Raw genomic sequence first — 12,148 nt, 5'->3', positions numbered from 1 at the left:
GGCTGTTTTAGAAATGAGGTGATTGCGGGATGGATTTGGAAACATTATCTCACGAAACACGTACTGTTGTTGCTGACATTATTGAGCGCAGTGCCATTCAAAAAGGACAGGTGTTTGTCCTTGGCTTATCTTCCAGTGAAGTCGCTGGAGGCGTGATTGGGCAAAATTCCAATCGGGAAGTGGGCCGAGTCATTGTCAAGACAATGTTGGACTTGCTTAATGAGAAGGGAATTTATCTGGCTGTTCAAGGCTGCGAACACCTTAATCGGGCCCTGGTCATTGAACGAGAAGCGGCTGAGCAAAAGCATTTGGAACTAGTCAATGTTTTGCCCAGTCTTCACGCAGGCGGCAGCGGCCAGTTGGCAGCATTTGATTTTATGAAAGATCCTGTTGAAGTTGAAGAGGTTGTAGGTCATGCAGGTATTGATATCGGAGATACTTCAATTGGGATGCACATCAAGAAAGTTCAGGTTCCTCTGAAACCCATTCAAAAGGAACTTGGCGGTGCTCATTTGACGGCTCTTGCCAGCCGGCCAAAGCTCATTGGCGGCTCGCGCGCCCGCTATACCGCAGACCCCATTCGCAAATATTAAAAGGTGTGAGAGTGTCCTCTCACACCTTATTTGGTGTTGGCATGATGGTAGCAGTCGGCAACGGAATCTGATTTTCTCGCAGGGCCTCTTGATAGAGGCGGTAGAAAGTATAGTAAATCTGACTTTGCTTGCCGTTTTGCACAAAGATGTCGACTCGGAAAATAAATTGCCCGCTGGGAGATGTCCTTGCCCCCCAGATGGTGGGAACACCAACAATCTCAGGGTAGTCACTGACATATTTTTCGTTGACCTCCCTAATGATCTCTGTCAGCATATCCAAGTTGGTATCGGCATAAATGGGAATATCAATCTGGGCCCGCATATCTCCGCGCGAGAGATTGCTGACAATGGTGATGTTGCGGTTGGGGATAAAATGGAGGGTTCCGTCAAAATCGCGAATTTGGGTGGTCCTGATACCCACGCTGGAAACGGTACCTGCGATAGAGCCTGTTGTCGCATTGAGACGTACAGAATCCCCAACGTCGAATTGACGTTCAAATAAGATAAAGAAACCATTGACCAGATCTGACAGAAAGCCTTGGGCACCAAGACCGATGGCTACTCCAGCGATACCAGCCCCGGCCAGGAGGCTGGAAACCGGCAGACCAAGAATAGCCAATAGCCAATAAGCTAATAAAAAATAAAGGCTATAGTCCATGATATTATGGGACAGCTTAATGAGCGTTTTCTGCCGGCCTTGGTTATACTTGGTTAGGGAAAAGGACTTGGCAACAGTGCGATCAAAAATGAAGCCCGCAATTCGTTTAAAAATGACAAAAAAGATGAGGAGCAGGATGATGGAAACCGTCTTTTCTAAAACGGTCAGCATGATCTGATCCAAGTTTAGTTTGTTGAGATAGGTGGTTACAATAGTCATGCTAATAGTTTATCAAAAAAAGCGTAAATGCAAAATCAAAAGCTGAAATTGCTGCTGACAGTCCCTGTTTTACCAAAGGGACACGCAGGAAAGATGCCTTAAAATTTGCTGAATAAATAGATGGAAAAAACTTTTAAATTACCGCTAAATATGATAAACTGAATAATGCAAATAAATTTTAAGGAGAAATGACTTCATGTCTACATCATTTGAAAACACATCAGCTAATCGTGGTGTGATTAGCTTCACGATTAGTCAAGATAAGATTAAGCCAGCTCTTGATCAGGCATTCAACAAAATTAAGAAAGACTTAAATGTACCAGGATTTCGTAAAGGTCATATGCCTCGCGCTGTCTTTAACCAAAAGTTTGGTGAGGAAGCACTCTATGAGGATGCTTTGAACGCTATCTTGCCTGCTGCTTATGAAGAAGCTGTTAAAGAGTTGGAACTTGATGTTGTTGCTCAGCCAAAAGTTGATGTGAAATCAATGGAAAAAGGTCAAGAATGGGAAATCACAGCAGAAGTGGTGACCAAACCTGAAGTTAAATTGGGTGATTATAAAGACCTTTCTGTATCTGTTGAGACAAGCAAGGATGTTAGCGACGATGAAGTCAATGACAAAATTGAGCGCGAGCGTAACAACTTAGCTGAGTTAGTTCTCAAAGAAGACGCTGCTGAAGCCGGTGATACGGTTGTGATTGACTTTGTTGGGTCTGTTGACGGTGTTGAATTTGACGGCGGTAAGGGCGATAATTTCTCACTTGAACTTGGTTCAGGTCAGTTCATTCCAGGCTTTGAAGATCAGCTGATTGGTAAAAAAGCGGGAGAAGAAGTCACCGTCGAAGTTACCTTCCCAGAAAACTATCAGGCAGAAGAATTAGCTGGCAAGGATGCTAAGTTTGCTACAACCATTCATGAAGTTAAAGCGAAAGAAGTGCCAGAATTGGACGATGAATTGGCCAAAGATATCGATGATGAAGTGGGCACTTTAGACGAGTTGAAGGCTAAATATCGCAAAGAGTTGGAATCTGCAAAAGCAGTTGCCTATGATGAGGCTGTTGAAGCTGCAGCGATTGATTTGGCTGTTGCCAATGCTGAAATTGTTGAATTGCCAGAAGAAATGATTCACGATGAAGTTCATCGTGCCATGCAAGAATTTATGGGCAATATGCAGCGTCAAGGGATTTCTCCAGAAATGTACTTCCAGTTGACAGGAACATCTGAAGAAGATCTGCATAAGCAGTATGAAGCGGATGCTGACAAGCGTGTCAAAACAAACCTTGTCATCGAAGCGATTGCTAAAGCAGAAGGTTTCGAAGCTTCTGCGGAAGAAATCGAAAAAGAAATCACAGACCTTGCTGCAGAATATAACATGGAAGTTGAACAGGTTCGCAACCTTCTGTCCGAAGAGATGTTAAAACATGATATTGCTATGAAGAAAGCAGTTGCTGCCATCACAGATTCTGTTAAAGTTGACTAATAAACTGATTATTCTTATCCCACTATTTGGGATAAGAATTTTTTGACCATTCGGGGCTGTCCTGATAAAAAGACTTTGACGAAAACTTATTTTTAGCGTAGAATAGTAGGGAAAGACAAAAAAGGAGAACCGCCTTGGAATTAGAAGTATTTGCTGGACAAGACAAAAGCGAACTTTCAATGATTGAAGTTGCGCGTGCTATTTTGGAGGCACGCGGCCGTGATAAAGATATGTACTTTAGCGACCTTGTTAATGAAATCCAAAACTACCTGGAGAAATCAGACTCAGATATCCGTGAATCGCTTCCCTTCTTTTATTCTGATTTAAATACAGACGGCAGCTTTATCCCACTGGGAGATAATAAATGGGGGCTGCGCTCATGGTACGCCATTGATGAAATTGACGAAGAAATCTTAACCCTAGAAGATGAGGAAGACGGAGCACCAAAACGCAAGCGTAAACGTGTGAATGCTTTTATGGATGGGGATGAAGACGCTATTGATTATAGCGATGATGATCCTGAAGATGAAGGTTTCGAGCCTGAAGCTGATGACGTTGAGTATGATGAGGAAAATCCAGATGATGAAAAATCAGAGGTGGAATCCTATGACTCAGAGATCAATGAGATTATTCCGGATGAGGATTTGGATGAAAACGTTGATTTAGACGAAGATGATGACGAGGATGAGGATGACTATTCCGAGGACGAAGAAGTCTAGTTAGTCATTGACAAAGACAGCCTCTTAGTTTATACTATTTATCGGGCACCTCTTTTGAGGTCGGATAAAGCTCCCTCTTGAGGGGGCATTTTTTATTTTTCCTCTTGATAAATATTCTTTAAAGGAGCAGTTAATGACAAAGTATATCTTCGTTACCGGCGGTGTGGTCTCTTCTATTGGTAAGGGAATTGTGGCAGCCAGTCTTGGCCGTTTGCTGAAAAACCGTGGTCTTAAGGTAACTATCCAAAAATTTGACCCTTACATCAATATTGATCCAGGAACGATGAGTCCTTACCAACACGGTGAGGTTTATGTGACCGATGATGGTGCGGAAACGGATCTTGATCTTGGTCATTATGAGCGCTTTATCGATATTAACCTCAATAAGTACTCTAATGTAACAACCGGCAAAATTTACAGCGAGGTGCTTCGTAAAGAGCGTAAAGGAGAATACTTAGGAGCGACTGTTCAGGTTATTCCGCATATTACGGATGCGCTGAAAGAAAAAATCAAGCGCGCTGCCTCAACAACGGACTCTGATGTAATCATTACTGAAGTTGGCGGAACGGTTGGTGACATTGAAAGTCTGCCTTTCCTTGAGGCCCTTCGTCAAATGAAGGCAGATGTTGGATCAGACAATGTCATGTATATCCACACCACCCTGCTGCCTTATCTGAAAGCGGCAGGTGAAATGAAAACCAAGCCGACCCAGCATTCGGTCAAGGAACTGCGCGGCCTGGGGATTCAGCCCAATATGCTGGTTATCCGTACGGAAGAGCCAGTCAGCCAAGGTATTAAGAACAAGCTTGCCCAATTCTGCGATGTTGCACCTGAGGCTGTGATTGAATCCATGGACGTTGATCACCTCTATCAGATTCCGCTCAATCTTCAAGCGCAAAATATGGATCAGATTGTTTGTGATCACCTAAAACTGGATGTGCCACAGGCCGACATGACAGAGTGGACAGCTATGGTTGATAAGGTGATGAACCTTAAAAAGACCACCAAGATTGCTCTGGTCGGCAAATATGTTGAATTGCCGGATGCCTATCTTTCTGTTGTGGAAGCCCTTAAGCATTCGGGGTATGTGAATGATACGGCTATTGATCTCAACTGGGTGAATGCCAACGATGTCACTCAGGAAAATGCAGCTGAGCTTCTGGGAGATGCTGATGGTATTATTGTCCCAGGCGGATTTGGGCACCGAGGAACGGAAGGTAAAATTGAGGCCATCCGCTATGCACGTGAAAATGACGTGCCAATGCTGGGGATTTGTCTGGGAATGCAGCTGACCTGTGTCGAGTATGCTCGCCATGTCCTCAATCTTGAAGGAGCCAACTCAGCCGAGCTTGCTCCGGATACCAAATATCCAATCATTGACATTATGCGTGATCAGATTGATATTGAAGATATGGGGGGAACCTTACGTTTAGGGCTTTACCCATGTAAGCTGAAAGTGGGCAGTAAAGCAGCTGCGGCTTACAATCATCAAGAGGTTGTCCAACGTCGCCACCGCCATCGTTATGAATTTAACAATGCCTTCCGTCAGCAGTTTGAAGAGGCAGGATTTGTCTTCTCAGGCGTATCTCCGGATAATCGTCTGGTCGAAGTGGTTGAGCTGACAGACAAAAAATTCTTTGTTGCAGCCCAATACCACCCAGAACTCCAATCACGCCCCAATAGACCTGAAGAACTCTACACAGCTTTCATCACTGCTGCCGTTGAGAATCAAAAATAAAAGAAACCCCTCTTGCCATGCAAGAAGGGGTTTTTGACTGTTAAATCAGAGAAGCAAAAATTCCGGCAACCAAAAAACAGATCCACTTATAACTTTCGTTGATAAGAATCAGATTGATTGGTCTTCGTTCGAAGAGATAGTTTTTAAGGGCTGATAAAACGGACAGCAGTCCGATTATAGCCGCACTACTGATGGGGTTGATGGTGAGTGCATTGAGGAAGACTATCGTCAGACAGGCGGTGACGATTTCGATAAGGGCTGTTGCGAGCATTTCTTTTTGGCCGTTTCCGGCTGCTTCGATTTGGCTAGGTGACAGACCGACAGCCTTTAGCCAAGCTTGTCTGAAGATAAGTCCATACCAAAGACCTCCGATAATAAAGGACACAATACCGGCTAAGACGGCAAATAAAATAGTCATGATTTCTCCTTGTGTATGATATATGAAATGATTAGCAAAAGTCAGCTTAACATAGTTACCTAATGCTGTCAAAAGAATTGTCTGGCGTATTAAAGAAAAGAAGCAGGGAAGCTTTAATAAAAAGTAAAAAATGACTTGACACCTTCGTGATGACTTGGTATAATATTTTCTGTTGTAGCGGAAATGGCGGAATTGGCAGACGCGCAGGACTAAGGATCCTGTGACCGCTTTAGGTCGTGGGGGTTCAAGTCCCCCTTTCCGCAAATGAGCTGGCTGAGGCCAGCTTTTTTATTTTCAGGAATATGTGAAACTCTTATCAAGTTTTTCAGAATAGAACTAGCAATTTCACACCAAAAATGATAAAATGAAAGGGTAATGGGGAAAACCCAAAAAATAATTAGGAGGCCTATTAAAAATGGGAATCGTTTCAGCAGAAAAATTTGTCCAAGCAGCGCGTGACAATGGTTATGCCGTTGGTGGATTTAACACAAACAACCTTGAATGGACTCAGGCAATCCTGCGTGCCGCAGAAGCTAAAAAAGCACCAGTTCTTATTCAGACATCAATGGGTGCGGCAAAATACATGGGTGGTTACAAACTTTGTAAACAGCTCATTGAAACACTTGTTGAAGCTATGGGAATTACTGTGCCTGTTGCTATTCACCTTGACCACGGTCACTATGAAGATGCCCTCGAGTGTATCGAAGTTGGCTACACTTCAATCATGTTTGATGGTTCACACCTTCCAGTAGAAGAAAACATTGCGAAAGCTAAGGAAGTTGTTGAAAAAGCCCATGCCAAAGGCATTTCAGTTGAGGCTGAAGTTGGTACTATCGGTGGTGAAGAAGACGGTATCGTCGGTAAAGGTGAATTGGCACCAATCGAAGATGCTAAAGCTATGGTTGCTACTGGGATTGACTTCCTGGCGGCAGGTATCGGTAACATTCACGGTCCTTACCCAGCAAACTGGGAAGGTCTTGACCTTGACCACTTGAAGAAATTGACAGAAGCTGTACCAGGATTCCCAATCGTATTGCACGGTGGTTCAGGGATTCCGGACGATCAAATCAAAGAAGCTATCCGTCTCGGTGTTGCCAAAGTTAACGTTAATACAGAGTGTCAAATTGCTTTTGCAAATGCAACACGTCAGTTTGTACGTGACTACGATGCCAATGAAGCAGACTACGATGCTAAGAAACTCTTTGATCCACGTAAATTCTTGAAACCAGGTTTCGATGCGATTACAGTAGCAGTTGAAGAACGTATTGACGTTTTTGGTTCAGAAGGAAAAGCATAATTTTTGCTGAAACACATCATAAGGATTTATCCATAAGGATAGGTCCTTTTGCTTATTGTTGTTATCAAATCCCGCAATTTGTGCTATAATAAGGGCAGTTGATAGACTTGAAAGGAAATAATGATGACCGATAAAACAACGCTTAAAAACTTAAGACATCGCAGCTCCGTCTATGACTCTATGGTGAAATCGCCCAACCGCGCCATGCTTCGGGCGACGGGAATGGATGATACGAGCTTTGAGCAGCCGATTGTTGGGGTCATCTCAACTTGGGCTGAAAATACGCCTTGTAATATGCACTTGCATGACCTCGGTAAAATCGCTAAACAAGGAGTCAAAGACTCAGGAGCTTGGCCTGTCCAGTTTGGCACTATTACGGTTGCTGATGGTATTGCCATGGGAACTCAAGGAATGCGTTTTTCTCTGACCTCCCGTGATATCATTGCGGACTCTATTGAAGCGGCCATGGGTGGGCATAATGTAGACGCCTTTGTGGCCATTGGCGGTTGTGATAAGAACATGCCAGGCTCCATGATTGCGATTGCCAATATGGATATTCCTGCTATCTTTGCTTATGGTGGTACCATAGCACCCGGCCATCTTAATGGCAAAGATATTGATTTAGTCTCTGTGTTTGAAGGGGTGGGGCACTGGAATCATGGAGATATGACTGCAGACGAGGTCAAGGAATTAGAATGTAACGCCTGTCCTGGCCCAGGCGGTTGCGGCGGGATGTATACTGCCAATACCATGGCGACAGCTATTGAAGTGATGGGGATGAGTCTTCCTGGGTCTTCTTCTCACCCTGCAGAATCAGCAGATAAAAAGGCTGACATTGAAGCAGCTGGCCGTGCCGTTGTGAAAATGTTGGAATTAGGCATTAAACCATCTGATATTTTGACACGTGAAGCCTTTGAGGATGCTATTACAGTGACCATGGCATTGGGTGGGTCAACCAACTCAACCCTCCACCTCTTGGCGATTGCTCATGCTGCCAATGTTGAGCTGACCCTTGATGATTTCAATGAGATACAGGCCAAGGTACCACATTTGGCTGATTTGAAGCCTTCTGGACAGTATGTTTTCCAAGACCTTTATAATGTCGGAGGAGTTCCGGCGGTGATGAGGTATCTCTTGGCTAATGGTTTCCTGCATGGTGACCGAATGACTTGTACCGGTAAGACTGTTGCCGAAAATTTGGCTGACTTTGCAGACTTAACACCAGGACAAAAAGTAATCCTGCCTCTGGAAAATCCTAAACGTGAGGATGGTCCTCTGATTATCCTTCACGGGAACTTAGCTCCCGATGGCGCAGTTGCTAAGGTTTCCGGTGTTAAAGTTCGGCGTCACGTTGGACCAGCCAAGGTTTTTGACTCTGAGGAAGAGGCTATTGAGGCTGTCTTAAATGATGATGTTGTTGACGGAGATGTGGTTGTGGTACGTTTTGTTGGCCCTAAAGGTGGTCCGGGAATGCCTGAAATGCTGTCGCTTTCTTCTATTATCGTTGGTAAGGGTCAAGGGGAGTCGGTTGCCCTCTTAACAGATGGCCGTTTTTCAGGTGGAACATACGGGCTTGTTGTTGGCCATATTGCACCAGAAGCACAGGACGGCGGTCCTATAGCTTACCTGCGTAATGGGGATATGGTTACCATTGATCAAGATACCAAAGAGCTGAGCTTTGCCATTACAGAAGCGGAATTGGCCAAGCGTCAGGCTGAAACAGAATTGCCTCCGCTTTACGCACGAGGTGTGCTAGGGAAGTATGCCCACACGGTTTCATCAGCGTCTAAGGGTGCGGTGACAGACTTTTGGAAACCTGAAGAAACAGGCAAGAAATAAGAAAAACTTCTAGGAATTCCTAGAAGTTTTTTAGTTAGGATTGATACCAAGAAAAATACGTCCATAACGGCTGAGACGTGTTGGGTTCCAAACCGGTTCCCAGACGACCTTGACCTCAACCTCTTTAATGCCTTCAATTGTCTTCAGCTGTTCGATAATTTGCGGCGGAATCGTATCTGAGCAGTCACAGTGAGTTTCGGTAAAGGTGATGACCACTTGACATAGACCATGATCGTCAATACTGATTTCATAGATTAAGCCTAGGTTATAAATATCTAATTCCAATTCTGGATCAATAACGTGTTCCAGTTTCTCAATGATTTCTTGGCTGAAATCTTGAACACGGCTGTTAATTTTAATATCTTCCCTCATTCCATTGCCCTTCTTAACAGTAATAGAGTCATTATAGCACGAATCAGAAAAACTTTTAAGTCTATTTTGCTGAAAAATGAGTTTTACTCTCAAAAGAGGCAGGCATCATTTTGGAAAATTTCAAGAAAAGACTATTGTCAAAGAGTAGTCATTTTGTTATAATTATCTGGTATGTGGTGAAAAACACCTGAATCTAAGTAGGAGGATGATGAATAAATGGCTAAAGTATGTTATTTCACAGGACGTAAGACTGTATCAGCTAACAACCGCTCACACGCGATGAATAAAACCAAACGTGTTGCAAAACCAAATCTTCAAAAAGTAACGGTTCTTATCGATGGCAAACCTAAAAAAGTTTGGGCTTCAGCTCGTGCGCTTAAGTCTGGTAAAGTAGAACGTGTCTAATCATGAAAAGCCGGAAGGCTTTTTTTGTTATCTTTTTACAAGCCTAGTATAATGTGATAAAATAAACTGATAAAAACTTTTTTGAGGTGTCTGACATGACAGTTAAAATTAATACAAAAGATGGTCAAATAGAATTATCTGACGACGTTATTGCAACAGTGGTCGGCGGTTCAGCAACGGAGATTTTTGGCGTTGTTGGCATGGCAAGTAAAAGCGCCCTTAAGGATAATTTCCAAGCTCTCCTGCGTAAAGAAAACTATTCCAAGGGAGTTGTTGTCAAATCAACAGAAGCAGGTATTTCGGTAGACGTTTATACTGTGATGAGTTATGGTGTCAAAATTAGTGAAGTATCTAAAAACATTCAGGAACGTGTCAAATTTAATCTCGAAAATCAGTTAGGGATTACAGCTGATATGGTCAATGTTTATGTTCAGAATATCAAAGTTGTGGGAGAAGATTAGTGACTAATATTACAACAAGTTTATTCCAAGGAATGGTTCAGGCCGCTGCAACCCGTCTGAGTAAACAAGCAGAGTATGTAAACTCCTTAAATGTCTTTCCTGTTCCAGATGGGGACACAGGAACCAACATGAGTATGACGATGGAAAATGGAGCTAAGGAAGTGGCTGACAAGCCTGCTTCAACCGTTGGTCAGGTTGGTCAAATTCTCTCCAAAGGGGTCCTTATGGGGGCGCGAGGCAACTCTGGAGTCATCACTTCCCAGCTCTTTCGTGGTTTTGGACAAAGCATTAAGGATAAGGATGAATTAACCGGTAAAGATCTGGCACAGGCTTTTCAGGCTGGTGTTGAGGTAGCCTATAAGGCTGTGATGAAACCAGTTGAGGGAACGATTTTAACCGTTTCCCGCGGAGCGGCAACGGCAGCTATCAAGAAAGCAGAAGACACCGATGATGCTGTCGAGGTGATGCGAGCAGCCCTTGATGGGGCTAAGGCAGCCTTAGCTAAAACACCGGATATGCTCCCTGTCTTGAAAGAAGTGGGGGTTGTCGATTCTGGTGGCCAAGGTTTAGTTTTCATTTATGAGGGCTTCCTGTCAGCCTTGTCAGGCGATTTTATTCTTTCAGAAGATTTTGAAGCAACACCGGCAACCATGACAGAGATGATTAATGCGGAACACCATAAGGCTGTTGTCGGTCATGTAGCGACAGAAGATATTACCTTTGGTTACTGTACAGAAATCATGGTGGCTCTCAAACAAGGGCCGACCTATGTGAAAGAGTTTGATTACGAGGCCTTTCAACATTACTTGAGCGAACTGGGAGACTCTCTTTTGGTTGTGAATGATGATGAAATCGTTAAAGTTCATGTCCACACTGAAGATCCAGGTCTGGTCATACAAGAAGGGCTTAAATACGGGGCTTTAGCAAAAGTCAAAGTTGATAATATGCGTCATCAGCACGATGCTCAGGTCCAAAAGGTAGATGTAGAAGATCAGCCCAGAGAAACCAAGGAATACGGTCTGATTGCTGTCGTAGCAGGAGACGGCCTGGCTGAAATCTTCAAATCCCAAGGGGTTGATTACATTATCTCCGGTGGGCAAACGATGAACCCTTCCACAGAGGATATCGTGAAAGCTATTGAGTCGGTCAATGCTAAAAATGTGATTATCTTGCCAAATAATAAAAATATTTTCATGGCAGCCCAAAGTGCGGCAGAGGTTGTGGACCTTCCTGCGGCTGTTATTGAAACCAAGACAATTCCGCAGGGCTTGACCAGCTTGCTTGCTTTTAACGAAAATGCTTCTTTAGAAGATAACGCAGCAGCTATGTCAGACAGTCTTTCGGAAGTGGTCAGCGGCAGCATTACCAGAGCCGTGCGAGATACGACTATTGACGGTCTTGCTATTCAGGAAAATGATGTCCTGGGTATGGTGGACGGAAAGATTCTTGTTGCGAATCAAGATATGGCAACAGCCCTTCGTCAGACTTTTGAAAAAATGGTTGATGAAGACAGTGAAATTGCAACCATTTATGTTGGAGAAGAAGGCAGTCAGGCCTTAGCGGAAGAATTGGTCGACTACCTTGAGGAAAAATATGAAGATCTGGAAGTAGAAGTCCATCAAGGACAGCAGCCAGTTTATCCTTATCTGATGAGTGTCGAATAAGAAATTAGCCCAATGGTATCAAGTTCTGAACATTGGGCTTGTTTTTTTGACAAAAAGACAAAATTTTCTGAAAATTCTCTTGACTTTATTTTTAAAAGTGCTAACATTTTATGTAAGTTATTTTTAACTTGGCGGTTAATACTGACAGTTTTAGTAAGAAAAATAAGCTGGGTGAATACTTCTGTTTATACAGACTCCCCGTCGGTTTAAAGCAGGAAAATCAGTGCTTAAAAGGCTTAGCATAACTTGCATTATTTCTTAAAAATGTTATGATATTAACTAAGT

12 protein-coding genes and 1 tRNA gene are annotated in these 12,148 nt (G+C 43.5%); 10 read left to right on the top strand and 3 right to left on the bottom strand.

Annotated elements, in window-relative coordinates; genetic code table 11:
* Positions 1–29: 29 nt before the first annotated feature.
* Positions 30–593, top strand: a complete 564-nt coding sequence (locus A3GY_RS0107460; RefSeq protein ID WP_018030794.1) for a TIGR01440 family protein — start codon at positions 30–32, stop codon at positions 591–593.
* Positions 594–612: 19 nt separating this feature from the next.
* Here the strand turns inward: A3GY_RS0107460 and A3GY_RS0107455 are convergent, their stop codons facing one another.
* Positions 613–1,422: a mechanosensitive ion channel family protein gene (locus tag A3GY_RS0107455; protein WP_369966395.1), complete on the bottom strand. Its 810-nt coding sequence runs from the start codon at positions 1,420–1,422 to the stop codon at positions 613–615.
* Positions 1,423–1,666: 244 nt separating this feature from the next.
* Between A3GY_RS0107455 and tig the strand changes: the two genes are divergently transcribed.
* The 3 genes from tig (at position 1,667) to pyrG (ending at position 5,407) form a co-directional block, all read left to right on the top strand.
* Positions 1,667–2,950, top strand: coding sequence for a trigger factor (gene tig / locus A3GY_RS0107450; RefSeq protein ID WP_018030792.1), 1,284 nt, complete (start codon positions 1,667–1,669; stop codon positions 2,948–2,950).
* A 134-nt stretch (positions 2,951–3,084) separates the two neighbouring features.
* Positions 3,085–3,669: a DNA-directed RNA polymerase subunit delta gene (rpoE, locus tag A3GY_RS0107445; RefSeq protein WP_018030791.1), complete on the top strand. Its 585-nt coding sequence runs from the start codon at positions 3,085–3,087 to the stop codon at positions 3,667–3,669.
* Positions 3,670–3,802: 133 nt separating this feature from the next.
* On the top strand, positions 3,803–5,407 hold the full coding sequence (pyrG, locus tag A3GY_RS0107440) for a CTP synthase (RefSeq protein WP_018030790.1): 1,605 nt from the start codon (positions 3,803–3,805) through the stop codon (positions 5,405–5,407).
* 40 nt (positions 5,408–5,447) lie between these two features.
* On the opposite strand, the gene A3GY_RS0107435 is transcribed toward pyrG, so the two are convergent.
* Entirely contained in the window at positions 5,448–5,825 is a 378-nt protein-coding gene (locus A3GY_RS0107435; protein ID WP_018030789.1) for a DUF1761 domain-containing protein, read from the bottom strand.
* A gap of 177 nt (positions 5,826–6,002) precedes the next feature.
* Between A3GY_RS0107435 and A3GY_RS0107430 the strand changes: the two genes are divergently transcribed.
* The 3 genes from A3GY_RS0107430 (at position 6,003) to ilvD (ending at position 8,961) form a co-directional block, all read left to right on the top strand.
* Positions 6,003–6,088 (top strand) — tRNA-Leu (locus tag A3GY_RS0107430).
* A gap of 152 nt (positions 6,089–6,240) precedes the next feature.
* The gene (locus A3GY_RS0107425; RefSeq protein WP_018030788.1) at positions 6,241–7,122 is read left to right on the top strand and encodes a class II fructose-bisphosphate aldolase; all 882 of its coding nucleotides are present in this window, start codon (positions 6,241–6,243) and stop codon (positions 7,120–7,122) included.
* A 123-nt stretch (positions 7,123–7,245) separates the two neighbouring features.
* Entirely contained in the window at positions 7,246–8,961 is a 1,716-nt protein-coding gene (gene ilvD, locus A3GY_RS0107420; RefSeq protein WP_018030787.1) for a dihydroxy-acid dehydratase, read from the top strand.
* 30 nt (positions 8,962–8,991) lie between these two features.
* Here ilvD and A3GY_RS0107415 read toward each other — a convergent pair whose 3' ends face one another.
* A complete protein-coding gene (locus A3GY_RS0107415) occupies positions 8,992–9,333 on the bottom strand; it encodes a metal-sulfur cluster assembly factor (protein WP_018030786.1) in 342 nt (113 codons plus the stop codon).
* Positions 9,334–9,549: 216 nt separating this feature from the next.
* Between A3GY_RS0107415 and rpmB the strand changes: the two genes are divergently transcribed.
* From rpmB to A3GY_RS0107400, 3 genes are all read left to right on the top strand, one after another.
* On the top strand, positions 9,550–9,738 hold the full coding sequence (gene rpmB, locus A3GY_RS0107410) for a 50S ribosomal protein L28 (RefSeq protein WP_002263485.1): 189 nt from the start codon (positions 9,550–9,552) through the stop codon (positions 9,736–9,738).
* A gap of 95 nt (positions 9,739–9,833) precedes the next feature.
* On the top strand, positions 9,834–10,199 hold the full coding sequence (locus A3GY_RS0107405; protein ID WP_018030785.1) for an Asp23/Gls24 family envelope stress response protein: 366 nt from the start codon (positions 9,834–9,836) through the stop codon (positions 10,197–10,199).
* A complete protein-coding gene (locus A3GY_RS0107400) occupies positions 10,199–11,863 on the top strand; it encodes a DAK2 domain-containing protein (RefSeq protein WP_018030784.1) in 1,665 nt (554 codons plus the stop codon). The genes A3GY_RS0107405 and A3GY_RS0107400 overlap by 1 nt, the downstream gene beginning before the upstream one ends.
* Positions 11,864–12,148: the final 285 nt, after the last annotated feature.

The organism is Streptococcus ferus DSM 20646 (assembly GCF_000372425.1).
Classification (GTDB): Bacteria; Bacillota; Bacilli; order Lactobacillales; family Streptococcaceae; genus Streptococcus; species Streptococcus ferus.
The sequence above is the reverse complement of the archived record's forward strand: the minus strand, read 5'-3'. Positions and strand labels throughout refer to the sequence as shown.